General features: G+C 40.0%; 28 protein-coding genes. 19 read left to right on the top strand and 9 right to left on the bottom strand.

The features are described 5' to 3' along the window. The first annotated feature begins 35 nt into the window (after nt 1–35). From ABT310_RS10290 to ABT310_RS10265, 6 genes are all read left to right on the top strand, one after another. The gene (locus tag ABT310_RS10290) at nt 36–338 is read left to right on the top strand and encodes a GIY-YIG nuclease family protein (RefSeq protein ID WP_375323819.1); all 303 of its coding nucleotides are present in this window, start codon (nt 36–38) and stop codon (nt 336–338) included. Between the two features lie 240 nt (nt 339–578). Beyond that, nucleotides 579–1364, top strand: a complete 786-nt coding sequence (gene trpC, locus ABT310_RS10285) for an indole-3-glycerol phosphate synthase TrpC (RefSeq protein ID WP_375323818.1) — start codon at nt 579–581, stop codon at nt 1362–1364. Nucleotides 1365–1470: 106 nt separating this feature from the next. After that, nucleotides 1471–2187: a phosphoribosylanthranilate isomerase gene (locus ABT310_RS10280; protein WP_375323817.1), complete on the top strand. Its 717-nt coding sequence runs from the start codon at nt 1471–1473 to the stop codon at nt 2185–2187. A gap of 2 nt (nt 2188–2189) precedes the next feature. Further along, on the top strand, nt 2190–3371 hold the full coding sequence (trpB, locus tag ABT310_RS10275; RefSeq protein WP_375323816.1) for a tryptophan synthase subunit beta: 1182 nt from the start codon (nt 2190–2192) through the stop codon (nt 3369–3371). Nucleotides 3372–3431: 60 nt separating this feature from the next. After that, the gene (trpA, locus tag ABT310_RS10270) at nt 3432–4193 is read left to right on the top strand and encodes a tryptophan synthase subunit alpha (RefSeq protein ID WP_375323815.1); all 762 of its coding nucleotides are present in this window, start codon (nt 3432–3434) and stop codon (nt 4191–4193) included. Between the two features lie 32 nt (nt 4194–4225). Further along, entirely contained in the window at nt 4226–5722 is a 1497-nt protein-coding gene (locus ABT310_RS10265; protein WP_375323814.1) for a M20/M25/M40 family metallo-hydrolase, read from the top strand. Between the two features lie 66 nt (nt 5723–5788). Here ABT310_RS10265 and ABT310_RS10260 read toward each other — a convergent pair whose 3' ends face one another. The 6 genes from ABT310_RS10260 to ABT310_RS10235 all read right to left on the bottom strand — a co-directional run bounded on the left by ABT310_RS10260 (nt 5789) and on the right by ABT310_RS10235 (nt 12109). Further along, nucleotides 5789–5971 carry a hypothetical protein gene (locus tag ABT310_RS10260; protein ID WP_375323813.1) on the bottom strand — a complete coding sequence of 61 codons (183 nt, stop codon included), beginning with the start codon at nt 5969–5971 and terminating at the stop codon, nt 5789–5791. A 118-nt stretch (nt 5972–6089) separates the two neighbouring features. Continuing rightward, a complete protein-coding gene (locus ABT310_RS10255; RefSeq protein WP_375323812.1) occupies nt 6090–6782 on the bottom strand; it encodes a uracil-DNA glycosylase family protein in 693 nt (230 codons plus the stop codon). Nucleotides 6783–6917: 135 nt separating this feature from the next. After that, nucleotides 6918–9464: a phosphoenolpyruvate carboxylase gene (locus tag ABT310_RS10250; RefSeq protein WP_375323811.1), complete on the bottom strand. Its 2547-nt coding sequence runs from the start codon at nt 9462–9464 to the stop codon at nt 6918–6920. Nucleotides 9465–9639: 175 nt separating this feature from the next. Then, on the bottom strand, nt 9640–10401 hold the full coding sequence (gene yaaA, locus ABT310_RS10245; RefSeq protein ID WP_375323810.1) for a peroxide stress protein YaaA: 762 nt from the start codon (nt 10399–10401) through the stop codon (nt 9640–9642). Between the two features lie 89 nt (nt 10402–10490). Further along, a complete protein-coding gene (locus ABT310_RS10240; protein WP_375323809.1) occupies nt 10491–11519 on the bottom strand; it encodes an RluA family pseudouridine synthase in 1029 nt (342 codons plus the stop codon). A gap of 2 nt (nt 11520–11521) precedes the next feature. Further along, entirely contained in the window at nt 11522–12109 is a 588-nt protein-coding gene (locus ABT310_RS10235; protein ID WP_375323808.1) for a PASTA domain-containing protein, read from the bottom strand. 77 nt (nt 12110–12186) lie between these two features. Between ABT310_RS10235 and ABT310_RS10230 the strand changes: the two genes are divergently transcribed. The 5 genes from ABT310_RS10230 (at nt 12187) to ABT310_RS10210 (ending at nt 17905) form a co-directional block, all read left to right on the top strand. Beyond that, nucleotides 12187–13161: a D-alanine--D-alanine ligase gene (locus tag ABT310_RS10230; RefSeq protein WP_375323807.1), complete on the top strand. Its 975-nt coding sequence runs from the start codon at nt 12187–12189 to the stop codon at nt 13159–13161. Between the two features lie 36 nt (nt 13162–13197). Further along, a complete protein-coding gene (gene coaD, locus ABT310_RS10225) occupies nt 13198–13656 on the top strand; it encodes a pantetheine-phosphate adenylyltransferase (protein WP_375323806.1) in 459 nt (152 codons plus the stop codon). A 192-nt stretch (nt 13657–13848) separates the two neighbouring features. Beyond that, nucleotides 13849–15669, top strand: a complete 1821-nt coding sequence (locus ABT310_RS10220) for a PAS domain S-box protein (RefSeq protein WP_375323805.1) — start codon at nt 13849–13851, stop codon at nt 15667–15669. Continuing rightward, the gene (locus ABT310_RS10215; RefSeq protein WP_375323804.1) at nt 15662–16063 is read left to right on the top strand and encodes a response regulator; all 402 of its coding nucleotides are present in this window, start codon (nt 15662–15664) and stop codon (nt 16061–16063) included. Before ABT310_RS10220 ends, ABT310_RS10215 begins: the two co-directional genes overlap by 8 nt. 69 nt (nt 16064–16132) lie before the next feature. Further along, the gene (locus ABT310_RS10210; protein ID WP_375323803.1) at nt 16133–17905 is read left to right on the top strand and encodes a M14 family metallopeptidase; all 1773 of its coding nucleotides are present in this window, start codon (nt 16133–16135) and stop codon (nt 17903–17905) included. On the opposite strand, the gene ABT310_RS10205 is transcribed toward ABT310_RS10210, so the two are convergent. After that, nucleotides 17902–18495 (bottom strand): NUDIX hydrolase, encoded by a 594-nt coding sequence (locus ABT310_RS10205; protein WP_375323802.1) that lies wholly within the window; start codon nt 18493–18495, stop codon nt 17902–17904. The genes ABT310_RS10210 and ABT310_RS10205 overlap by 4 nt on opposite strands. A gap of 7 nt (nt 18496–18502) precedes the next feature. Here ABT310_RS10205 and pyrE point away from each other — a divergent pair, with 7 nt between their 5' ends. Both pyrE and ABT310_RS10195 read left to right on the top strand, forming a co-directional pair. Then, nucleotides 18503–19141 (top strand): orotate phosphoribosyltransferase, encoded by a 639-nt coding sequence (pyrE, locus tag ABT310_RS10200; RefSeq protein ID WP_375323801.1) that lies wholly within the window; start codon nt 18503–18505, stop codon nt 19139–19141. A gap of 10 nt (nt 19142–19151) precedes the next feature. Further along, nucleotides 19152–19550, top strand: coding sequence for an SRPBCC family protein (locus ABT310_RS10195; RefSeq protein ID WP_375323800.1), 399 nt, complete (start codon nt 19152–19154; stop codon nt 19548–19550). Here the strand turns inward: ABT310_RS10195 and ABT310_RS10190 are convergent. Next, nucleotides 19544–20287 (bottom strand): biotin--[acetyl-CoA-carboxylase] ligase, encoded by a 744-nt coding sequence (locus tag ABT310_RS10190; RefSeq protein WP_375323799.1) that lies wholly within the window; start codon nt 20285–20287, stop codon nt 19544–19546. The two genes, ABT310_RS10195 and ABT310_RS10190, sit on opposite strands and share 7 nt — an antisense overlap. Before the next feature lie 82 nt (nt 20288–20369). Here ABT310_RS10190 and rsfS point away from each other — a divergent pair, with 82 nt between their 5' ends. The 6 genes from rsfS to ABT310_RS10160 all read left to right on the top strand — a co-directional run bounded on the left by rsfS (nt 20370) and on the right by ABT310_RS10160 (nt 25103). Then, complete coding sequence (gene rsfS, locus ABT310_RS10185; RefSeq protein ID WP_090299174.1) at nt 20370–20747, top strand: ribosome silencing factor; 378 nt, start codon at nt 20370–20372, stop codon at nt 20745–20747. 6 nt (nt 20748–20753) lie between these two features. Then, nucleotides 20754–22709 carry an ATP-dependent zinc metalloprotease FtsH gene (ftsH, locus tag ABT310_RS10180; RefSeq protein ID WP_375323798.1) on the top strand — a complete coding sequence of 652 codons (1956 nt, stop codon included), beginning with the start codon at nt 20754–20756 and terminating at the stop codon, nt 22707–22709. A 66-nt stretch (nt 22710–22775) separates the two neighbouring features. After that, on the top strand, nt 22776–23384 hold the full coding sequence (locus ABT310_RS10175) for an LUD domain-containing protein (protein ID WP_375323797.1): 609 nt from the start codon (nt 22776–22778) through the stop codon (nt 23382–23384). Nucleotides 23385–23388: 4 nt separating this feature from the next. After that, nucleotides 23389–24192, top strand: coding sequence for a phosphatidate cytidylyltransferase (locus ABT310_RS10170; RefSeq protein WP_375323796.1), 804 nt, complete (start codon nt 23389–23391; stop codon nt 24190–24192). After that, nucleotides 24182–24847, top strand: coding sequence for a phosphatidylserine decarboxylase family protein (locus ABT310_RS10165; RefSeq protein ID WP_375323795.1), 666 nt, complete (start codon nt 24182–24184; stop codon nt 24845–24847). Before ABT310_RS10170 ends, ABT310_RS10165 begins: the two co-directional genes overlap by 11 nt. Continuing rightward, complete coding sequence (locus ABT310_RS10160) at nt 24840–25103, top strand: acyl-CoA-binding protein (RefSeq protein ID WP_375323794.1); 264 nt, start codon at nt 24840–24842, stop codon at nt 25101–25103. The genes ABT310_RS10165 and ABT310_RS10160 overlap by 8 nt, the downstream gene beginning before the upstream one ends. On the opposite strand, the gene ABT310_RS10155 is transcribed toward ABT310_RS10160, so the two are convergent. Beyond that, a complete protein-coding gene (locus tag ABT310_RS10155) occupies nt 25100–26368 on the bottom strand; it encodes a sterol desaturase family protein (protein ID WP_375323793.1) in 1269 nt (422 codons plus the stop codon). The genes ABT310_RS10160 and ABT310_RS10155 overlap by 4 nt on opposite strands. Nucleotides 26369–26386: the final 18 nt, after the last annotated feature.

Here is a 26386-nt window from a genome sequence, read left to right as displayed (position 1 = left end):
TGTCATTCCTGAGAAAGCAGGAATCCATATAACAAATGATTAAAAACGTTCATCAATATTATGTTTACATCTTAACCAATATGCCAAATGGCACCTTATATATTGGCATGACAAACAATTTAGAACGTAGAATACTAGAACATAAATGTGGTAGAGTCGAGGGTTTCACAAAAAAGTACGGACTCAAAACATTAATTTATTTTGAAGTTTATCAAAATGTGAATGAAGCAATACTCAGGGAGAAACAACTGAAGAAATGGAAAAGACAATGGAAAATTGATTTGGTTGAAAAAGATAATCCCAAATGGAAGGATTTAGCAAGTAATTGGGATTCCTAATGGATCCCGCATCAAGTGCGGGATGACATTTAACAATGAATCAAAATCATTGTCATTCCTGCGAAAGCAGGAATCGAAAACAGAAACAGAATGAAAAATTACGCATGGTGCTTCGACTTCGCTCAGCATCCGTGCGGGATGAAAATTAAAAATCAACAAAGCTTATGTCATTCCTGCGAAAGCAGGAATCCATAACTTAAAAAAGATTCTGGAACAGTTACAGAACGACAAAAAATTAAAATGAACATACTAGACAAAATAGTATCCGACAAACGCAAGGAAGTCGATTTAAAGAAAACCTTGATAACACTTCCACAATTGGAAAGCGCATTGCTCATGGAACGTACTTCGGTTTCATTGGCTGCAGTGTTACGTAAAAGCAATTCGGGAATTATTGCGGAACATAAAAGACGTAGCCCATCAAAATCCGTAATCAACCAGAGTCTGAATGTGCAAGATGTTGTAAAAGGTTATGCGGATGCAGGAGTCAGTGGGATGTCGGTATTAACCGATGGAAAATATTTTGGAGGCTCTTTGGACGATTTAGTGTTGGCCCGAGCAGCAGTGAACAATCCTTTGTTGCGAAAAGAATTCATCATAGATGAATACCAAATTGTGGAAGCCAAAGCCTATGGTGCCGATGTGATTTTATTGATTGCAGCCATATTGACCCGAGAAGAAATCAAAACTTTTTCCGAATTGGCCAAAAGCTTGGGATTGGATGTATTGTTGGAAGTACACAACGAACAAGAACTGGAAAAATCCTTGATGCCAAGTTTGGATATGTTGGGCGTAAACAATCGTAACCTAAAAACGTTTGAGGTGAGTTTGGACACTAGTAAAACCCTCTCACAAAAAATACCCGATGATTTTGTAAAAGTTTCCGAAAGCGGTATCAGTTCTATTGAAGCAATCAGAGATTTAAAGGAATACGGTTACGAAGGTTTTTTGATTGGAGAGAATTTTATGAAAACGGATGATCCAGGTGCGAATGCAAAAACATTTATTAACGAATTAGAAAAATAACGTCACTTCGAGTGATTTACCAAAGGTAAATTGTATCGAGAAGTGAAATGGTCTCGATACATTTTGAAACAAGTTCCAAAATACTCGACCTGACGAAATAAAGATTATGAAACTAAAGGTCTGCGGCATGAACTATAATCCCACCGAGGTTGCACAATTGCAACCCGATTACTTGGGCTTTATTTTCTGGGAACCCTCCTCCCGTTTTTTTGAGGGGACGATGCCAGAATTACCCAAATCCATTAAAAAAGTGGGGGTTTTTGTGGATGCACCCTTAGATAAAGTTTTGGAAAAAGTGGCCCAATTTCTATTGGATGCCGTGCAGTTGCATGGAACCGAAAGTGTTCAGTATTGCTCTGATTTAAAATCCAACTTTCTGTCATTTCGAGCGCAGTCGAGAAACCAGAAAGTTATTGATCAAAATAAGGTCTCGACTGCGCTCGACCTGACAAATACGGAAATCATCAAAGTGTTTTCCATCAAAGACGAATTTGATTTTTCCATTTTGAAAGATTATGAGGCTGTTTGTGATTTCTTTCTTTTCGATACCAAGGGAAAATTACCAGGCGGAAATGGTTATACTTTCGATTGGTCTATTTTGGGGAATTATCCATCCAAAAAGCCTTTCTTTTTAAGTGGAGGTATTGGTTTGGAATCTGTTCAAAACTTGAAAGAATTTAAAAAGAGTCCAGCATCAAAATACTGTTACGCCATAGATGTGAACAGTAGGTTCGAGACCCAACCTGGACTAAAAAACATAACGTCATTGAAAACATTCATCAATGCGCTCACTGACGACTTACAACTTAAAACTGACAACTGATTATGAGCTATCATGCAGATGAAAAAGGATATTACGGGGAGTTCGGTGGAGCTTTTATTCCCGAAATGCTGTACCCCAATTGCGAAGAACTTCGACAAAACTATATTCGTATTATGGAAGAACCTTCCTTTAAAGAAGAGTTCCAACAATTGCTTAAAGATTATGTAGGAAGGCCCACCCCGCTCTACTTTGCGAAACGACTTTCAGAAAAATACAACACCAAGATCTATTTAAAGCGAGAAGACCTTTGCCATACAGGAGCGCATAAGGTCAACAACACCATCGGGCAGATTTTGATGGCCAAAAAGTTGGGCAAACATCGAATCATTGCCGAAACAGGAGCAGGTCAACATGGGGTAGCTACGGCAACCGTATGTGCTTTAATGGGCATCCAATGTGTGGTGTATATGGGTGAGATTGATATTGCGCGTCAAGCTCCCAACGTGGCACGAATGAAAATGTTGGGCGCCGAGGTTCGAGCAGCAAAATCTGGCAGCAAAACCTTAAAGGATGCGACCAACGAAGCCATTCGTGATTGGATCAACAATCCAGTGGACACACATTACATTATTGGTTCCGTCGTGGGACCGCATCCCTACCCCGATATGGTGGCACGATTTCAATCGGTGATTTCAGAAGAGATTAAAAGTCAACTGATGGAAAAAGAGGGCCGTGAAAACCCGGATTATGTGGTTGCTTGTGTGGGTGGAGGAAGTAACGCTGCCGGTGCTTTTTATCATTATTTGGACACCCCTGAGGTAGGGATTATTGCCGTTGAAGCTGCCGGAAAAGGAATTCATTCTGGTGAAAGTGCTGCGACCTCTGCCTTGGGGAAAGTGGGCATTATCCACGGGAGCAAGACCTTGTTGATGCAAACGACAGACGGGCAAATTACGGAACCTTATTCCATTTCTGCAGGCTTGGATTACCCTGGAGTTGGACCAATGCATGCCCATTTGTACAAATCCGGTCGAGGGGAATTTATTTCCATTACCGATGATGAGGCGATGCAAGCTGGATTGGAACTATGCAAGCTGGAAGGCATTATCCCAGCGATTGAATCATCGCACGCTTTGGCCATTTTTGAAGATAGAAAATTCAAGGAAGATGATGTGGTCGTGGTTAACCTGTCAGGCCGTGGCGACAAGGATTTACAGAATTATATTGACTATTTTAAATTATAGATGTTAGATATGAGCTGCTAGACACTAGACTCTCATTACTCACATCTCAATTCTATGGTTATGAACAGAATCAAACAAAAACTAAGTGAGGATAAAAAAATCCTCTCCATATATTTTACTGCAGGATATCCTAAATTGGAGGATACCGTACAAATCATCCAAGATTTGGAAAAAAGTGGTGTAGATCTGATTGAAATCGGCCTTCCGTTTAGTGATCCTTTGGCTGATGGCCCTACTATTCAGGAAAGTTCAACGGCTGCACTTAAAAATGGAATGCACACCGAATTACTTTTTGAACAAATCAAGGACATTCGAAAATCAGTTTCCATTCCTTTAATCTTAATGGGTTATTTTAATCCCGTGCTGCAATATGGCGTAGAAAAATTTTGCCAAAAATGCGAAGAAATTGGTATCGACGGACTAATTCTACCTGACCTCCCTCTTGACGTCTACCAAGAAGAGCACGAAGCCTTATTCAAAAAACACGGCCTTATCAATGTGTTTTTAATCACACCACAAACCAGTGATGAGCGTATCAAGGCCATCGACGATGCTTCCGAAGGATTTATTTACATGGTAAGTTCGGCAAGTACCACAGGTGCGAAATCTGGATTTGGACAAGAGCAATCTTCGTATTTTGAACGCATCTCCAATATGCAATTGAGAAACCCTCAAATTGTTGGATTTGGGATAAGCAACGCCGAAACGTTCCAACAAGCTACGGAAAAAACCAAAGGTGCCATCATTGGTTCGGCCTTCATCAAACATTTAACTGAAAATGGTGTAGACAGTATTGATGAGTTTGTGAGCCAAATTCGCTAAATTTCGAGTTTAAAACTAACTCAAGTCGATTCATGAAAAAAGCCATTCTGCTAGCTTCCCTATTTTCTGCATTTTCATTTTATGCACAAGATGATGTCGCCATAAAATCTCAAGTGGCCGATGCCATCAATGAGCTTCGGGATTTTATATCCATTCCAAACGACGCTCTCAATCCAGATGATATTGACCGAAATATTAATTGGTTGAAGCGCAAGTTTGGGGAACGTGGTTTCAATACTGCTATTTTGGAAACCGAAAACCTTCCCTTATTTTTTGCGGCTTTGCCCATGGATACCAAAAAACCTACGGTACTGATCTATATGCATTTGGATGGACAATCCGTTGACCCTACCAAATGGGATCAACCCAGTCCCTATGATGTAGTTTTAAAAGCTCCCGAGGGTGATGGTTTCAAAACAATTTCCTTTGATGAATTGAATGATGACATCAATTATGATTGGCGCCTTTTTGGTCGATCTACTTCGGATGATAAATCGCCCATTGTGATGCTGTTGAACACTATTGACCTTTTAAAAAACGAGGGCACGGAAATGCCCTTTAATGTAAAGGTGATTTTGGATAGTGAGGAAGAAAAAAGCAGCAAACCATTGCCAAAAGCAGTAAAACAATACAGAGAATTATTGGAAGCTGATTTTCTAATGATTGTGGATGGACCTGTTCATGCCTCTGAAAAACCAACCGTAGTATATGGATGTAGAGGTATCACAACGCTATCATTGACCACTTACGGTCCGATTAAACCTCAGCACAGCGGTCATTATGGCAATTATGCACCAAACCCGGGATTTCAATTGGCCCAGTTATTGGCTACCATGAAAGATACAAATGGAAAAGTATTGATTCCTGGCTATTATGATGGTATCAATATAAACGAATCAACTTTAAACATTTTAAAAAGTGTTCCTGATAGTGATGAAGCCATTGCCGAAAAATTACAGTTCAAAACTTCAGAAAAAGTCGGAAGTTTTTATCAAGAAGCGCTGCAATATCCCTCTTTGAATATTAGAGGATTGGGCTCAGGATGGGTCGGTGCCAAGGCAAGAACCATTGTTCCTGAAAGTGCAACCGCCGAATTGGATTTACGTTTGGTGGTAGAAAGTGATGGAACCCGATTGAAAAAATTGGTAAAGGACCATATAGCAAAACAAGGATATAAAGTATTGGACCATGAGCCGAGCAAGGAGGAACGCATGCAATACGATAAAATCGTTTTTGTGAAAGAAGGAAGCGTTACCGATGCTTTTAGAACTTCCATGGACAATCCTTATGGGGTTTTCTTGACCAAAACCATGCAAGAAACCTTTGGGGAGGAGGTTATTCAAATACGTACTATGGGGGGCACTGTTCCTATTGCTCCATTTATCAACGAATTAAAAATTCCCGCATTTATAGTTCCTGCTGTCAATCCAGACAACAACCAGCACAGTCCCAATGAAAATGTAAAAATCGGTCAACTGGCTTACGGGATAAAAATGTTTTATGGGGTGCTATCAACTCCAATCGAATAATGCAAAATTATAGAATAAAAAAGCCCCGATTGTTCGGGGCTTTTTTTTATGATCAATTGTAAAACGCTATTCGTTCTTACCTTTCTTTTTCCGTTGTCCAGGTGCGTAGGCCTTGGCACTTTTGGCCCCGGTCGCTTTTTTAACCTGTCCTGGTGCCGAACTTCTTTTTACCGTGCCATGGTTCACCTTACACGATGTGAACATCGCAATGGAACATAAAACAATAGTAATCTTAAGTAAATTTCTCATGTTTTTGATTTAGGGATTTGGTTGAATGTAGTAATTACAACGAAAAAATCAAGTTAAAATTGACCTATACCCCTAACCGTTTGACGAATAATGCGAAATAATTGATATCTCCATGGATTTAGAAAAACTGGCGGTACTGCATCACCCTAAAATCCAAGGTGTTGAAATTGGGATTTGCTTTTTTTAAATCTTTGTACGCCTGTAAACTTCCAACCGCTCTGTTCGCTGCTCCTGATGGTGCTGTCAAGGATACTGTTTTTACCGTTCTCGACTGCGCTCGAACTGACATAGAATACGAAGTAACGGGTAATTCTAGATGATGGATTCGAGGCACTTCATCTGAGATCACCTCTAATTTTAAACCATGTTCTTTGAGTTGTCTTCTAAAGAAATATTCAGGGCCATTTTTGCTATTGCCTCCAGTGAATAAAAGGGTTTGAATATTAGGGTGTTTCTGTAGATATCCCACTAAATCTCGAAGCACCACATTTTGCATTCCCAAATCGGAAGCGTCAATCTTTTCGCGCTCGGCACTTTGCACAATATCACAAACCCCAATCTTGTGATTTATTAAAAAGTGTTTCCGTTGTTGAATGGCCTCATGGGTGTTTTCATATTTCAGTCCCAAGTCAAAGATTTGGTCCAAAATGGGCCATAACATCCCATTGCAGCTACCGTAACAAAAATCCACATCTTCCTCCTTTAATTCTCCTGTGGTAAAACGAGGTGGTGGCAAGGTGCCCACTATCAACTTGGAGGCCTCTTCCAACAGAAAAGGCTCGTACGGATGAATGTGTTGAAATAGTTTCAAGTTTTAAGTGGTAAGTTTTAAGTATCGCATAGGGGCACTCTATTTATACAAGAAAAAACTACAAGTTGAAATGCCTTAGATGACGTGCCAATATAATGAGACCCCGAAACAAGTTCGGGGTGACTTTATACTATTTTATGCCGAGTTTCTACTTGCATTAATGTTACCGTAAAGCGAACGCGTCACAATCTTCTCGTACAATTCGTTGTACTCGGAATTTTGGGTAATGTGGTACAGCGCGTTTTGCTGGATCACCAACAAAGGCAACACAATCTTCTCACGGATTTTTACCGATTCCCTTGAAATGGGCTCATCTTCCATTAAAATCTTTAGTCCAGAAATCTGCAACAACATCTTTTTAGAAAGCTCGTATTCATCGTGCAATATGTTCCAGAAATCCCCAAATTCAGGGTCTTCTTTCATGTAACTGGTCAACTGGAAATTAGTTTTTGCCAAGGACATCATACTGTTCAACATTAACGCTTTGAAAAATGGCACTTCTTTGTACAATTTTTTCACTTCGCTGAGTCGACCTTCGTCTTTCAATTGTTGGATGGCAGTACCCAAACCAAAATATCCTGGCACATTCTGCTTCAATTGGCTCCATGATCCCACAAAGGAAATCGCTCTTAAATCGGAAAGAGTCAATTTGGCCTTGTTTCCACGCTTTCCTGGTCTACTACCAATATTGGCCTTAGTGTAATATTTTAAGGTACTTCGATTTTCCAAGTACGGGATAAACTTGTCATGCTGTTTTAGAGCATCATATTTATCAAAACTCAATTCAGAAAGTTCCTCTATCAACTTACGCTGGGCAGAGGAAATCACAAGCTCCTTACCGAAAAGATTGTTGCTCAAACCAGCGGTCAGCAATTGTTCCGAGTTATGGATAAACTGCTCTTTTGTTCCATAAGTACTGGTAATGGTCTGTCCCTGAATCGTCAATTGAATTTCGTGATTGGCCACATCTTTTGTCTGTGCAGCGTAAAATCTATGGGTTTTTCCACCTCCTCTTGCTGGTGGTCCACCCCTACCATCAAAAAATATGGCAGCGATTCCATTTTTCTTGCAGACTTTGCTCAAGGTCTCCTTGGTTTTTAGGATAGACCAGTTGGCTTTTAAATATCCTCCATCTTTGGTTCCATCGGAGAAACCGAGCATAATGGTATGCACATCATTTCTGCGCTCTAAGTGTTTTCTATATTTTGGAATATCGAACAGGGTCTGCATCACTTCTTCGGATGCATCCATTCCTTTCATGGTTTCAAATAAAGGAACAATATCGAAAGTGATATCTTTTTCGTCCCATCCGCACCATCTGAACAATCCATACACAAAGAGAACGGCAAAAATATCTTCGGAATTACTGATGATGTAACGGTTACAACCATCTTCCCCATTCTTCTCTTGAATGGCTTTTAAATTTTGAATGTTGGCAATGGTATCCTTAACAATATCCTCATCAAAATCTTTTGGGTTGAGGGTATAGTCTTTTTGCAATAGTTGCTGTACCAATTCCTTTTCTTTCAACTCATCCAAAGATTCCTTGATTACCCCTTGCTGCTTTAAAACAGTCTCCACCACCAATTTGTGTTTGCTATGATCTTGACGAATATCCAAAGTGGCAAAGTGGGTTTTAAAGATGTGGACCTTATCAATAAATTGATCCAATTCGTCTAAATACAACTCATGGTAATGTTCAATAAGTTCCTTGCGAACCGCATTCAAATGCGCTATAATTCCATCGTAGGAAATCGGAGCGTTGGGGTCGAACATGGCGTGGTACAATTTATCACTCAATGCATTGAGGTCTTCTTGCATGCTTTTGAACGTAAGCTTTTTACGAAGATCCTTCAACTCATTATAGTAGCACTTCATCAAGGTCAAACGAAGTTCATCGGCTACTTGTTTGGTAATGTCTGCGGTAACAAATGGGTTTCCATCACGGTCACCGCCAGGCCAGAATCCAAGTTTCATGAGATTGTAATTCTCGAACTTTTCATCTTTGATGTTGTTCTTCACATACTGATACAATTCACCAACGGCATCATAATACGTATTTCGTAAAATATAGATAATGTTTTTGGCCTCATCCAAAGGAGTCGGTTTTTTGGCATTCACCAAAGAGGTCAATCCCAACTGCTGAAGCGTCACATCAATATCATGTAACCTATCTTCATCAATAAGGCTTCGTAGTTCTGCAATAATATCTAGAACCGCAGGGGTATAAAACTGTGTTGGGTGTGCCGTAAGTACGATTCTTGCACTAAAAGTTGACAGTTTTTTGGATACCTTATCCCAGTTTTTGGTGCGGTTCACCAATTGAAAATAATCTGGAATGGTCAACGAGGTACTGTACTCCTGAAGTTTTGGAAAGGCTGAATCTTCAACGCTATCATACAGCACCACCTGACGCTCCACATATTGTACAATGCGGAACATAAAATCCAATCGCTCGCGCTCATCCTGAATATTGGCAAAGTTGGAAAAGAACACATCCAAAATTTCTTGGGGCTCCTTACCTTCCTTTAATCCCCTTTCACATTGATCCAATAAAAGTGGAATCAAAATCCCCACATTTTCAATATTCTTGTAGGGCAAGCTCAAGAAAAGACTGTTATAGATATTGAATTTATTGGTTACCGATTTTTTAAACTCTTCTAACCGTTTAGACTGTTGCATGTATTGTTTATGTTAGTGTTAAAAACAGACGAACAACCCAAAGGTCGTGATTAATGTGTAACCAATGGGTTAAATTTAAGGGTATAACAATTTTGGTTAGTGGGCGTTTCTATCCTAACACCACACCCCAATTGTCCCCAACAACTTAAAGATTACTTTGGATTTTACCAAAGATTTATCGGACGAAAACAGGTTGGTTTTCCTTTACCGTGTGCTCTTCACTAAAAAGGTAACCATCGTAATTGAAGTTTTTAATATCGTCCAAGGTCTCAGCGTCAGAATCCAAGATATAGCGCACCATAGACCCACGTGCTTTTTTGGCAAAGAAACTGATGATTTTCAACTTGTCGTTTTTCCAATCTTTAAAGATTGGGGTAATTACGGGAACTTTCAATTTTTTGGCATCAATGGCATTGAAGTATTCGTTGCTGGCCAAGTTCACAAACAACTCTCCATCCTCCAATTCGTTGTTCAGGTGGGCGGTCAATTGTGTTTTCCAGAACTCGTACAAGTTCTTTTTTCTTCCCACTTTTAATTGTGTTCCCATTTCCAAGCGGTAGGGTTGCATTAAATCCAAAGGTTTCAATACGCCATACAAACCTGATAAAATTCTAAGGGTGTCCTGAAGTTGATCTAATTTTTCCTCTGGAATGGTGTAAGCATCCAAACCTTGGTACACGTCGCCGTTAAATGCATAAACGGCCGGCCTTGCATTTTCTAGAGTGAAAGGTGCTTCAAATTGTTGATTGCGCTCCCAATTCAGTTCCGCCAACTTATCCGAAATGGACATCAGCTCACGCAATGCTTTTGGTTTCTTCTTTTTGAGAACTGCATTCAACTTTTCAGATTGCTCTAAAAATTCGGGCTGTGTATATTTTGATGTTGGTAAGGCTGTTTCAAAATCCAACGACTTGGCTGGAGAGATCACAATTTTCATATGCATTTAATTTTCAGTAAAAATAGCTTAGAATTTGTGCTTCAAAAAGCATTTTCCAATGGTGTTTTCAATCTTAACATTGATGAAAACTATGATTCGTGGTGTTTGGAATAGCCCCGCCATTTTTCAATGCCGTTGACCATATCTTCGGGCAAATCAGAATCAAAACGCATGAATTCACCTGTTACCGGATGTTCAAATCCTAAAGTTTTGGCGTGCAAAGCTTGTCTTGGCAATACCTTAAAGGTATTATCCACAAATTGTTTGTATTTGGTAAAGGTGGTGCCCTTCAAAATTTTATCCCCACCGTAACGTTCATCATTAAAAAGCGTGTGGCCAATATACTTCATGTGCACACGTATTTGATGGGTTCTACCTGTTTCCAATTTACAGGACACTAAAGTCACATAGCCCAAACGTTCCAACACTTTGTAATGCGTTACCGCTTCTTTGCCGTCCTCCCCATTTGGGAAGACTATCATTTGAAGTCTGTTTTTGGGGTTACGACCAATATGTCCCTCAATGGTTCCCTCATCTTCTTCCACATTTCCCCAGACCAAGGCGATATATTCACGTTCGCTGGTTTTTTCAAAAAATTGCTGGGCCAAATGCGTCATGGCCGCTTCCGTTTTGGCAATCACCAACAATCCAGATGTGTCTTTATCGATTCGGTGCACCAAACCTGGGCGTTCTGAACTATTGTTGGGTAAATTCTCAAAATGATAGACCAAGGCATTGATCAAGGTTCCCGAATAATTTCCGTGCCCTGGATGTACCACCATTCCAGCAGGCTTGTTCACTACCAAAAGGGAATCATCCTCATACACAATATCCAACGGAATATCTTCAGGGGTCAACAAAAATTCATAGGGTGGATGTTCGAACATCACTTTAACCTCATCTCCCGCCTTAACCTTGTAATTTTGTTTTACCACCTCACCATTCACCCAAATGTGACCTCTTTTGGCCGCTTGTTGGATCTTGTTTCGGGTGGCATTTTCGATAAAGTTCATCAGAAACTTATCTACACGCAATGGCTCCTGCCCTTTGGAGGCCATAAACTTAAAATGCTCGTAAAGCTCGTCTTGCGACAATTCTTGGTTATCTGAAGTATCCATGATCAATTGGACTCTGCCTGAACCCTTGCACTCCCCGGAACAGTTCCGTTTCCGCAAACAAGTTCTATTTTGGAGGTCTTGGGCAATTTATCGCCAGGGCTAATGTATTTCCCTTTAAACTTCATGTTGTACACCATATCCTTACCCAACTCATCAATATAGGTAACGCGTTGCACATCTAGCCCAACCGCACGAAGCATGGAGGTTGCATTACGTTGGGTCACCTGAATAATATCGGGTACGGTCACCTTTTTGTAGCCTGATGGGTTTACGGTAAAATATATTTTTCGGTTGGCTTTCACCTTGTTTCCCGCAGGTGGATTTTGGTCCAAAATGGAAAAACGTGGATAATCTGGATTATATTCCGAAGAGTCCAAAACTTGGTATCGCAAACCAGCATCCTCAACAGCCTTTCGCATTTCTGACACAGACATTTTGGAAAAATCGGGCACCTCTACAAATTCACCATGGTTGGTAGTTCCGTTGAGCCATTGCAAAGACAGCATCACCAACACAATCAAGGCCACGACTGCCAGGCCCAGCTGTATCAAAAACGTCTTACTTTTTAAAAAGTTGAAAAAATTTTTCATGTGGATTACCTTATCGGGACAAAGATAGGAAAGCCAACCCTTTTTTCTTTATTTTGGCTTCGCGATATTTTAAACCGATGAAAAAGAACGTTGCCATCATCATGGGAGGCTACTCCAGTGAATACAATATTTCCATAAAAAGTGGAAATGTGGTCTTTAAATACTTGGACCGAAGCAAATACAACCCCTACCGAGTAATTATCACCAAGGAAAAATGGTATTATTTGGATGAAGAAAACAATGAGTTCTTATTGGAACGTTCCGATTTTAGTTTGTTGTTGAATGGAAGCAAAATCCAATTCGATTGTGTGTTCAATGCCATTCACGGCACCCCGGGCGAAGATGGGCTAATGCAGGCTTATTTTGAATTATTGGGTATTCCCCATACCTCTTGCAACCATTACGAAGCGGCACTTACCTTTAATAAAAGGGACTTGTTAAGCACCTTAAAGCCCTACGGGATTCCTTGCGCCACTTCCTTTTATATTAATAAAGGACAATCCATCGACCATGATACCATTTTGGAAAAGGTGGGACTCCCCTGCTTTGTAAAGGCTAATAGGGCAGGAAGCAGCTATGGTGTTTCCAAAGTGTATAAAAAGGAAGAATTGGAGACCGCCATTGAGAATGCATTTAAGGAAGACCATCAGGTTATAATTGAATCCTTTTTGGATGGGACCGAAGTTTCCATTGGGGTAATTACCTATAATAATGAAGTGATGGTGCTGCCTGCCACCGAAATCATATCAGAAAACGACTTCTTTGATTTTGAAGCAAAATACATGGGCAAATCCCAAGAAATAACCCCTGCGCGAATTTCTGACGCTCAAGCCAAAAATGTAAAAGAAAGGGCCGAATTTATTTATAAAGTGTTGGGCTTAAAAGGGTACACCCGAAGCGAGTTTATTTTTATCGGGGACGAACCTTTTTTGTTGGAAATAAACACCACCCCTGGGCTTACCGAAGAAAGTCTTTTACCGCAACAAGCTAGGGAGGCAGGAATTTCATTGGAAGCACTTTTTGATAGTGCCATAGAAGAAGCTTTACGATAGAAATCCGTATTTTTAAGAAACTAATTTCCTTACCACATGAGACGTGCATTGTTCCCTGGTTCTTTTGACCCGCTTACTTTAGGCCATTTTGATATTATTCAAAGAGGAGTCACCCTTTTTGATGAGCTTGTGATTGCTATAGGAATCAATGCCGACAAAAAATACATGTTCTCCCTCGAAGAACGAGTTAGGTTTATAAAGGAAGCCTTTAAGGATGAACCCAAAATTAAGGTGACCACATACCAAGGGATGACCGTGGATTTCTGCAAAAAAATAGATGCCAATTTTATTTTAAGGGGACTCCGAAACCCTGCGGATTTTGAGTTTGAAAAGGCCATAGCACATACCAACCGCAAATTATCTGAAATTGAAACGGTGTTTTTGCTCACCTCTTCCGGAAAATCGTTCATTAGTTCATCCATAGTTAGAGATGTTATCAGAAATGGTGGTGACTACACAGGACTGGTTCCAGAAACGGTGGTTGTAAAGAAATAATTTCAAGTTACTGATTGCCAAAAAATTCCAAGTGTAGGTAAATTCTTCATTATTGACATATGTCAAACATTGCGAATTGATGTAAAAACCACATTTTTTACTTCTTTCACAACATAAACTCCCTAAGACGCAGGGATAATTCTACATTGGTATAACAATTAACGGCATAAAATTTCATAATACCCCCGAATTTTGAAAGCAGTCGAGCGAATAGATCAAAATTATTTAATCAAACAACTCCCCACCCCTACCACATTTGTCGGTAAGAATGGAGTTTTGATGGATGCATCCGACTCTTGGCTCGAGATTTTTGGTTTGGTGCCTAACAAGAAAAAGCCCAGGCTTAACATCTTAGATTTTATTCCCGAAGCCAAAGACTTTCAAAATAACATTGCGTTCTCCTTAAGGCATAAAAGTATTCTCAATGGTACTATTTGTCATTTGGAAAGTTCTTTTACTCCTTGGTTTGATGACAAAGAGAATGTTTTGGGGTCGATTGTTCAAACCAAGAACATTTCTACCGAGATTGAAAAGGAACTTGAAATAGAACACCTTAAAAATATCCTAAGGTTCAAGTCCGAAGCAGCCAAAATAGGATGGTGGGAATACGATGTCCTAAAAGAAGAAATTTCTTGGTGCGAAGAAACAAAAAGAATCCACAGAGCCCCCAAATCTTACCAACCCAATATTAATGAAGCCATCAATTTTTACAAGTCCGGCTTTAGTCAAAACAAAATTTCAATGCTCTTTCACAGGGCAATTAGCAAAGGTGAAGCGTATGAGGCCAACCTGACCATCCTCACTTTCGAAGGTGAGGAAAGATGGGTTCGCACCACAGGAAACCCCATTATTAAAGAGGGTAAAGTAGTAAAATTGTTCGGAACCTTTAAGGACATTCACCAGCAAGTAATGACCGAAACCAAAATCAAGGAGAACCAGCAGCTGCTCACCACACTCATCGACAATCTACCCTTAAATGTTTACGTAAAAGATCTAGCATCGAAAAAAGTTTTGGTAAACAAAGCGGAATGCGATTATTTGGGGAAAAGCGAAGCCGAACTCTTAGGAAAATCGGATTTTGACCTCTACGATAAAAAAATGGCCCAAATTTCGCGCAATGAGGACTTGATGGTGATGAAACATCTTAAGCCTATTTTGGGAAAGGAAACGGAAAGTGCCAAAAAAGATGGGAAAACCACCTATTTCCTCTCCTCGAAAATTCCACGTTTTGATCTAGACGGTCGCGTTAATGGTTTGATCGGTATCAGCATGGATATTTCGGCCATTAAAAAGAAAGAGGAACAACTTCAGAACTTGATTAGCATTACCACTATTCAAAACAAAAAGTTGGTCAATTTCGCCCATATTGTTTCCCATAACCTTCGATCACATTCGGCCAATTTCTCTATGCTCTTGGAGTTTTTAAACTATGAAGAAAATCAAGAGGAACGAGACAAGATATTGAAGATGCTGAACCAGGCATCCAACAATTTACTGGAAACACTTGAAAATCTTAATCAGGTAGTTGACATCAACACCAAAACCCCACAGTTAAAAAAACATCTTAACCTACACGATAGCATTGTTAAGGCACAACAGAATATTGTTGCATTTAGTGAAAAAAACAAGGCACAGATCATAAACAAGATCCCAAAACAAATAACGGTTTCGTCTGTGCCTGCCTATTTGGACAGTATAATTCTTAACCTGATCACCAATGCCATCAAATACAAAAAACCAGACTTGGACCCTGTAATTACCATAGATGCATTCCAAAAAAACAACCAAGTGTGCCTGCGAATAGCCGACAACGGGCTTGGTATTGATCTTGAAAAAAATGGCGACAAGATATTTGGCATGTACAAAACATTCCACGACAGGGATGATGCCAAAGGTTTTGGATTGTATCTGGTTAGAAATCAAATTGAGGCTATGGGCGGAACCATAACCGTAGAAAGCGAAGTTGATAAAGGCTCAGCCTTTAATGTGTATTTTAATGAAGAAAATGAATAGTATTTTTATCGTTGATGATGACCCAATCACGGTATTCGGAATCAAGAAAATGTTGAAACCGGTAACGGAATGTAGTGATGTTCAAATTTTTCAAAACGGCAAGGAAGCCATTGAAAAATTAAAGGAGTGCACGCAGGAAAACCTAATTCCCGAAGTCATTTTTCTGGATATTAACATGCCTATCATGGATGGTTGGGGGTTTTTGGATGAATTGATTGCCATGAACATTCAACAGCTCATTACCATTAATGTGATCACATCGTCCATAGATCCATTGGATATTGCAAAATGGGAATGTTACAAAGCTAGATGTCCCCATACCTTAAATTTTAAGAACAAGCCCATCTTTAAAATAGAAATGGCTGACCTTGGGTACATTAATATAGCTTCATAAAAAGATTATATTGTATTTTTGGTGTGCAAGAAAAATATTATTGTGCCAACCAAAGCCCCCATAGTTAATTTGAAGTATTTAATATTTTTAACCTCTCTGGCTCTTTTCATTTCCTGTGAGAATAAAACTCAGGATGAGAAACCGTCTTACCAAACTTTTTTTGAAGCCTCGGAAGGAAAAGAAACACCCACTTATCAAGAAACCATTGATTACTACATTACCCTAGCAAGGGATTTTCCAGAAATAAACATTCACACCATTGGTAAAACAGATAGTGGCTACCCATTGCACATGGTCACCTATAATCCCGATGGAGATTTTAATTACGAGAACATCCGAAAGGAAAAAACCATAATCCTTATCAATAATGGCATTCATCCCGGTGAAAGTGATGGCATAGATGCCACCATGATGTTGTATCGTGATTTGGCGACTAAGAAAATTAAAACACCCGAAAAAACAGTTCTGGTCACCATTCCAATTTATAATGTTGGAGGTGCCTTAAACCGAAACTCAACCTCAAGGGCCAACCAAAATGGACCTGAAACTTATGGCTTTAGAGGTAATGCCCGGAACTACGACCTTAATAGGGATTTCATTAAAATGGACACCCAGAACGCCAAGACCTTCTCACAAATATTTCATACGGTTAAACCCGATGTGTTTATAGACAACCACGTAAGTAACGGCGCCGATTACCAATACACCCTCACCCATTTGTTTACTCAGCACAATAAATTGGGTGGTGAATTGGGCAACTATCTCCACAATACTTTCATGCCCGACATTGTTGGATCCTTGGCGGATAAGGAATGGGATATTACTCCCTATGTAAATGTGTTCAACATGCCACCAGAACAAGGGTTTAGTCAATTTATGGACCATCCAAGATATTCCACTGGCTACACCACACTATGGAGCACTTTAGGTTTAATGGTGGAAACCCATATGCTAAAACCGTATAAACAAAGGGTGGAGGGCACCTATGCTTTAATGGAAAGTTTGATTGAGGTTACAGAAAAAGAGCATGACAACATAAGAAAACTTCGAAAAGAAACCTTGGAAAAAAATTTGGAGCTAACCGAATATCACTTCAATTATGAGGTGGACACCACCCAAAGCAGCACACTTAGTTTTAAAGGTTTTGAAGCCGAAATCATTACCAGTGAGGTGACCGGACTTCCAAGATTGAAATACAACAGGGAAAAACCTTTTACCAAAGAAACGGTTTACCAAGATTATTTTACCCCGAAGGACACCATTACCGTACCCGACGCCTACATTGTTAAACAAAGTTGGCAAGGTGTTATCGACCGATTAACTGCAAATAAAATCCAGTTCTTTAAATTGGAAAAGGACACAACATTGGTGGTTGATGCATACCGTATTTTGGACTACGAAACACGAAACAATCCTTACGAAGGCCATTATTTACACTCGAACACCCAAGTTGCAAAAAGCGAAAAACAAGTCCATTTTAGGGCTGGGGATGTTGTGGTGCCTACAAAGCAGTTAGGAATCCGATATATTTTGGAAACTTTGGAACCCCAAGGGGTGGATTCCTTTTTCAACTGGAACTTTTTTGATACTATGCTGCAACGCAAAGAAGGATTTTCCCCCTACGTTTTTGAGGATATCGCCTTGGACATGCTACAAAAAGATTCTGTTTTATTGCGTGATTTTGAAGCTCAAAAAGAACTAGACCTCAATTTTGCCAACAATTGGTATGCGCAATTGAATTGGATTTTTGAACGCTCAGAACATTTGGAAGAAGCCTATCTTTCGTATCCCATTTATAGGATATCAAGAGATAGTGAAGCATCGGGCATACTTAATCGTTAAGGCCAGTCCTCAAATAAGATTTTGATGTTGTGGTATGACTTTTTAAGTGCTTTTTTGGTCTTTCTACGGCCTTTCCACCTTACTTTTTTGATTCCTTCAGATTTTTCAGCGACCAATTTTCCAGTATAATCCGTAGTCATTACAAACCAATGGGTCTCCTTTAATCGAAACTCTCCGTTTCGTTTAAAAATATGGTAGGTGGTTTTTAAAAACCGTTCAATTTTTAGGTTTTTCACTCCAGTCTCCTCTTCCACCTCACGAACCGCTGCATTTTCAATGGACTCTCCTTTATCTACCTTTCCTTTGGGCAAATCCCATTTTCCATTGCGATAAATAAAAAGCACCTTTCCCTTTTTATTCACAACAAAACCACCACCAGCGACCACTACCGGAATCTTATGTTTAAAAAGACTTAAGGTTTTATCTTCGTCAGGATGATAAAAATAGGCCTCCTTTATTTTTTTCTTTGACAATAGCGAGATGGCCTCCATAATGCTATCGCCTTCCAAAGAAAACAAGTTTCCATTGGCATCCTTTGGACGCTTGTTCGTCAAAATCATTGGAGACTCATTCACAAAAACTTCATACATTTGCGCAATGGTTTTAGATAAAGGAATTGCTAAAAAAACAGCCGAGCTGCTTTTACAAATTAATGCAATAAAGTTGGAACCCGAAAATCCTTTTACATGGGCTTCGGGGTGGAAATCTCCAATTTATTGCGATAACAGAATTATGCTCTCTTACCCAGAAATCCGGAATTTTGTTCGGGAAGAGATGGCCAAACAAGTAGAAAGTCTTTACGGCAAGCCCGATGTTATTGCAGGAGTGGCCACTGGTGCCATTGGTATTGGTATTTTGGTAGCTGAAGCTTTGGGTCTTCCTTTTGTGTATGTGCGACCGGAACCAAAATCACACGGAAGGCAAAACCAAATTGAAGGCTATTTTGAACCCGGCCAGAGCGTAGTGGTGATCGAAGATTTGATCAGTACCGGGAAGAGTAGTTTAAATGCGGTGAGGGCACTTAAAGATCAGCAAGCTAATATTAAAGGAATGCTTGCTATATTTACCTATGGTTTCCCTGTTTCCACAACCAATTTTGAAGCAGAGGACATCGAACTCCATACCCTTTCGGACTACGAACATTTGATTGAACAAGCCTCCGAAACCCATTACATTAAAGAATCACAATTAAAAACCTTGTTGGAATGGCGCTCCAATCCACAGGAATGGAAATAATTATCACACAATGCACATTGAAGTAACTAAAAAGCAGGTAGCTAAAAGCGATAAGGAAGTATTTGAGTTCTTGACCGACATCAAAAACTTTGAAACCTTAATGCCCGAAAACATCGATAAGTTTGAAGTGCTGGATGAAAACACCTTTAAATTTGCCTTGAAGGGTATGCCCGAAATTGTATTGAGGTTAAAAGAGCAAAATCCAAACGACAAGGTGGTCTTGGGTGCTGCGAGTGATAAACTTCCTTTTACACTAACCGCAGACATTACTGCTTTAGGTGAAAATCAAAGTGAGGTTGGATTGAGTTTTGAAGGGCAATTCAATGCCATGATGGCCATGATGATCAAATCCCCAATTACCAATTTTATGGAAACCTTGTCCACCAACATGGACAAAATAGGTCAGTAGAGCAAGGTAACTTCCTTTAGGTCGAATTCCTTTAAGATATGGTCCTCCAATTCGAGTACCAATTTGCCAGTAGGAGACACTTTTCGGATAAACCCCATGAACATTTCTCCTTTATCATCCGCAAAGGTCGAAGGCTTGTCTTTACGAAACAAGAGATTCTCGTATGCAGGAAGTAATTGTTTCACGGTCTTACTTTCTGCATTTTCCGTGTAAAACTTTAGCCGCTCGATTATCAAGTTCAAAACTTCATCCAAATCATATTTTTTTCCGGTAATGGATGAAAGTGATGCTGCCTTTGTCAAATTTTCGAATCCTGTTTGGTTCACATTCAGTCCAATTCCTATTATTGAGTAATCTATCAACTGACCTTTTAAAATATTTTCAATTAAAATTCCACATATTTTGGTGGCACCTGACATAATGTCGTTGGGCCATTTCACCTTGACATTTGGAATATCCAGCGCTGTCAGCACATCAAATAGCGCCATGGAAACACCTATATTTAAAACAAATTGCTGGTCCGCCTTAAATGCAGTAAACTTTTTTAACAAACTGAATGTTAGATTTTTATCATCTTCCGATTGCCAAACCGCACCCATTTGCCCCCTACCCTGCAATTGTTTTTTTGCCGCGACCACCGTGTAATCGGGCAGATCCTCTGACTTTAATAACGAGCGTAAATACAGATTTGTGGAGTCCGTGGCATCAAGTTTGATTATTGGAGATTGTTCGCCCAAAGTGGTAAGCCTTATTGATTTGTTAAAAACTAAGGCTAAGAAAACAAAAAAAATATAACTTTGTAGAAACTAAAATTTTTGAATGCAGAAAACGAAAGCTAGCGCAGATGAATTGATTGCCTTGATTTTAGAAGGGATAGAAGAAGTTAAAGGAGTTGATATAAATCTACTGGACCTTAGGGAAATCGAAAATACTGTGTGCGACTACTTTATAATCTGCAACGGTACTTCCAACACGCATGTAAACGCAATTGTATCCTCCATCCAAAAAACCGTAAGTAAGGCCATTCACGATAAACCTTGGCATATAGAAGGTTCTGAGAATGCCGAATGGGTTTTAATGGATTATGTTAATGTTGTGGTCCATGTATTTCAAAAACACGTTAGGGAATTCTACGACATCGAAGGTCTTTGGGGAGATGCCAAAGTAACCATGGTGGAAAGCAGCTACAATTCATAAAAAATAATGGCAAAAGAAAACAATACAAATAATACCCCTAAAAAACCACGTTTTAGCTCGTGGTGGATATATGGTGTGGTCATCGCTTTGATCATTGGGTTCCAATTTTTTGGTGGAAGCAGTTTTTCAAGCACTGAAAAGACCACTACATCCGAATTGCAAGAATTTTTGCGCAATGGAGATATATCCAAAATTGTTATCATCACAAATACAAGACAGGCAAAGGTTTATCTTACCGAAGAAGCTTTAAGCAAGGATGTGCACAAAGGAGTGGCCCAAAAGCCATTATTGCCATCGACCAGTTTAGTGCCTCAATATGTGCTTGATTATGGGGATTTACAGATTTTTCAGAACGAAATCACCGAAATAAAGAAAGAGAACAACCTGGATACCATTGTGGAATTCGACACCGAATCCAATGTAATAGGCGAAATCTTCCTAACCCTACTTCCCTTTGCCCTTATTATTGGTATTTGGATTTACCTGATGCGAAGAATGTCGGGTGGAGCTGGTGGTGGAGCTGGCGGACAGATTTTCAATATTGGCAAGTCCAAGGCGAAATTGTTCGATGAAAAAACAGATACAAGAACTTCCTTTAAAGATGTTGCCGGATTGGAAGGGGCCAAAGAAGAGGTACAAGAGATTGTAGAATTCTTGAAGAATCCTGATAAATACACCTCTCTTGGGGGTAAAATTCCGAAAGGAGCCCTTTTGGTAGGCCCTCCCGGTACAGGTAAAACCCTATTGGCCAAAGCCGTTGCCGGCGAGGCCAAAGTGCCTTTCTTCTCCCTTTCAGGTTCCGATTTTGTGGAAATGTTTGTGGGTGTGGGCGCATCCAGGGTACGAGATTTGTTCAAACAAGCAAAAGATAAATCCCCTGCCATCATCTTTATTGATGAGATTGATGCCATTGGTAGAGCAAGGGGGAAAAATAACTTTACAGGTTCCAATGATGAACGTGAGAACACATTGAACCAATTGTTGACCGAAATGGACGGTTTCGGCACCAATACCAACGTAATTGTTTTGGCCGCCACCAACCGTGCCGATGTTTTGGACAAAGCATTGATGCGTGCCGGTCGTTTTGACAGGCAGATTTATGTAGACCTTCCTGACTTAAACGAAAGAAAGGAAATCTTTGAAGTACACCTTCGTCCAATTAAAACTGCCGAAACCTTGGATTTGGACTTTTTGGCCAAGCAAACACCAGGTTTCTCAGGTGCAGACATCGCGAATGTTTGTAACGAGGCCGCCCTTATCGCTGCCCGTAAAGAGAAGAAAGCGGTAACCAAACAAGATTTCTTGGATGCCGTGGATAGAATTGTAGGAGGTCTGGAAAAGAAAAACAAGATCATCACCCCGGAAGAAAAGAAAACCATTGCTTTCCACGAAGCTGGCCACGCCACCGTGAGCTGGATGTTGGAACACGCTGCCCCGCTTGTAAAAGTGACCATTGTACCTCGTGGCCAATCGTTAGGTGCTGCATGGTACTTGCCCGAAGAACGCTTAATTGTTCGACCAGAGCAAATGCTGGACGAAATGTGCGCCACCATGGGAGGTAGAGCTGCTGAAAAGGTAATTTTCAATAAAATATCAACAGGTGCCTTGAGCGATTTGGAAAAAGTGACCAAACAAGCTAGAGCCATGGTAACCATTTATGGTCTTAACGAGGAATTGGGTAACATCACGTATTACGACTCCTCGGGCCAGAACGAATACGGATTCACCAAACCATATAGTGAGGAGACCGCCCAAAAGATAGATCAAGAAATTTCCAAAATTATAGAAAAGCAATACCAGCGAGCCATTAAACTGTTGGACGAGAACAGAGATAAGCTTACGGAATTAGCTGAAAGACTTTTGGATAAAGAAGTTATCTTTAAGGACGATTTGGAAAAGATTTTTGGAAGAAGACCTTTTGAAAAAGAGGAAGAAGAGTTGGAGCCAGAGCCAGCCAAGTAATTGTTGCGTCTAACCAAAATCAATTCATAATTTTATTGCGTTAGAAAAATAGAACACACACCATAAATGGGAGTTTTTAAAAAACTTTTCGGAGGAGGAAAAAAGGTTTCCAAGGAAACTGCGGAAACCCGTGGTGACCATATGCCCGACCTAAAAATCCCCGTGGATGAAAAGTTTACCATTTATTTCAAGAAGAATGGTGGAAAGTTCATATACTGCGAAGACTTCTCCGAAGTTTCCGAAGCACTGAAAAGCATTATTTCCGAAAACGATTGGCAAAACCATCTACTCTATTCGTTGGACCCAAGATTGGAAACCCGTTTTGCATCGGAAAACCTAAAATTTACGGACAACAGGAGCGAAAGCAATATCTTCTTTACCACATGTGAACATTTGGTGGCACACAATGGTTCCATTTTGGTATGTTCCAACCAAATCAAGGAAAAGAAGTTGAACGAACTCCCCTCCAACCTCATCGTATTCGCCACTACCAGTCAATTGGTCGACTCCATTAGCGAAGCACTAAAAACCATCAAAGAACGCTATCAAAAAAATATTCCCAATAATATTACCACGTTGAAGCACTTTCAACCTACGCCAGAAAACAAAGACGATTTTCTTTCTTATGGCAGCGCATCAAAAAATGTATATCTTTTACTACTAGAAGATTTCTAAATACATGAGAGAACTCTTGCGCCGCTCCATTACCGGAGTAATTTATGTAGTACTGCTTTTGGGCACCGTATTTTTAAGCTCAGATGCCTTCGATTTTTTGTTCATGGCATTCGGCTTGGCCTGCCTTTATGAATACAAGCGCATTGTTCGGCTCAAAGGATATTATCTGTTTGCCGCCTATTTGGCCCTCTGGTGGGTTTTTATTTACCTGACCAATGACACTACCGCCGTTACCATTTTAATGCTGTTGACCATTACAGTGGATGTTGCGCTACTCATGTTTTTATTTTCCAAGAAACCAAGAACATTTACTGACGTTCAAAAATTCTTGATAGGATTGTTTTACATTGGCGGGGGATGCATTTTCCTGACCATGATTCCTTATAAACAAGAGGAATTTGCCCAATTTTTGATCATGGGCATCTTTATTTTGATTTGGGTAAACGATACTTTTGCATATTTGGTAGGACGATTATTCGGACGTACAAAATTATTTCCTTCAGTTTCCCCAAAAAAAACCATTGAAGGTTCTGTAGGAGGACTTATTTTTGCATTGGTTGCAGCATACTTTTTGTCTTGGTATGAAACTAGGCTTTCCATAATGGAATGGATGGCCATGGCAGGAGTAATTGTAGTAGCTGGAAGTTTGGGCGATCTCTTGGAATCCAAATTTAAACGCATGGCAGGGGTTAAGGATAGTGGAGCTATTTTACCGGGCCATGGAGGAATTTGGGACCGATTGGACAGTTTGGTGTTTGCCGCACCGTTTGCGTATTTGATTTTAACTATTTTCTCCTATGTTTCATAAAGAGGGTCAAAAAATAATCATATTTACTTTTTTCTTCGTGGTTGCAGCGGTACTTGTGGCACAATATTACATTCCTTTGGAATGGGCCCGATTAACCGTTCAATTGGCAGCATTGTTTATATTGATTGCCATCTTGCAGTTCTTTAGAAACCCGAAAAGACTTGTCACCCCAAATTTTGATGACATTTTGGCTCCTGTGGATGGCAAAGTAGTGGTGATTGAAGAGGTGTACGAACCTGAATATTTTAAGGAAAAACGAAGACAGGTTTCTATTTTTATGTCTCCGGTAAATGTGCATGTAACCCGATACCCCGCAAGTGGCACCATAACCTATTCAAAATACCATCCAGGGAAATATTTGGTGGCTTGGCACCCTAAATCAAGTACCGAAAACGAAAGAACTACGGTTATCTTGCATACCCCTAAATTTGGCGAAATCGGTTATCGCCAGATTGCGGGCGCCATGGCAAGACGCATAGTGAACTATGCCGAAGAAGGGGAACAAGTGGCCCAAGGTGAGGATGCTGGATTCATTAAATTTGGATCTAGAGTTGATTTATTGTTGCCATTAAATTGTAACATTACCGTAAAACTCAATCAAAAAGTAGTCGGGGCAAAAACATGTATTGCTTCTTTTAGGCCAGAGGATGATTAGTAAAGACTTACATAATCGATTTAACGAAGCTGTAGATTTTGTAAATAGCTATACGGATCCCATTCCCGCAGACTTACTTTTAAAATTATACGCCTACTATAAAATAGCCAACAAAAATTCCGACAATCCTGGTAGTAGAACCCCTTTGATCAATGCCTTTAAGGCCAATGCGCTTTTTCAGGCCAAAAACATTGGGATTAAGGAAGCCATGGAAAAATATGTTGCCTTGGTAAACAAAGAGCTAAAAAAGCTCTAAGAAGCCAAATCGGGGGTTATAAACGACTTTTCAAAAAAAGTAAAGTAAATACCTGCGAAGATGGTAATCAGAAAGTAAACAGCCACCCAATAACTTCCTTGTGGCAGAAAACCATTCAAACCAAACCAATCGTTGGTCATATAAATAAAAACCAAACCGGCCACACCCCTGAACACTTCAATCCAAACCGCATACGATTTACGGTCCATTAAGGTGGTATAACCATAAATGCCCACAAAAATATAAGCTCCGAACAACAGTAATCCGTCAAATCCTATTTCGGAATAATTATAAAACATAAAGAGCATGAGCAGCGTGGTCACTAGCAATTGAAAAAGCGCATAGGTTTTTAATGCTGTTGTTGTTTCAGGTTGGTATTTTTTAAAATTATACACATTCTCGATAATCTTTACCGGGTATTTTTCCTTTACATCTTCTGGTCTCCAACCTGTGGGCATAAACCAAATCCTCAATTTATCCCAGTAACTACGCGTTCTCCAAGCATCCAACATCAATCGCCACAAATGTTGAAAATTGATGATAATGGGATTCCAAGTTTCAGCGGGTTTTAATACCCCATATTGCGGCGGCACACACTCCAATTCCTCTTGAAAAGTGCCAAACATTCTATCCCAAACACAAAATATTTGTCCTAGATTTTTATCAATATATTCCTTATTAATGGCATGATGCACCCGATGCTGCGAAGGCGTCACGATTACATATTCCAACCATCCCATTTTTCCAATGTGTTGGGTGTGGTACCAAAACTGGGCAAACAAATGAATGGGCGCCAAAATAGCTATTACCTGTTCGGGTACCCCAAAAAGTGCAGCAGGAATTAACAAGAGTGCATAATACCCCAGTAGATTGGAAATGGGCTGACGAAGGGCACAGGCCAAATTAAATTCCTCACTACTGTGATGGATGACGTGTTGGTTCCAAAAAAAGTTAATGTGATGGCTCAAACGATGATTCCAATAGCCCGCAAAATCCAAAGCGATAAAGGCTACCACCCAAACCAACCAAGTCGACTTGATTTCCAACAAGGCCAAGTGCTCCAATAAAAAAGGGTAACTCACCAAAATAACTACCAACCCCAAAGAATCTTTGACCACATTGGTCAATCCAGAGCTCAAACTGCTCACCGTATCCATTAAGTTATGCTTTTGGTTTTTTATAAATCGGCCATACAGAATTTCGACCAAAACCAAACCAATAAAAAATGGAGTAGCATATAACAAGGCCGTTGCATACGATTCCATTGTAAAAGTTTAAAGTTA

This window comes from Flagellimonas cixiensis, assembly GCF_042134615.1.
GTDB lineage: Bacteria > Bacteroidota > Bacteroidia > Flavobacteriales > Flavobacteriaceae > Flagellimonas > Flagellimonas cixiensis.
The sequence above is the reverse complement of the archived record's forward strand: the minus strand, read 5'-3'. Positions and strand labels throughout refer to the sequence as shown.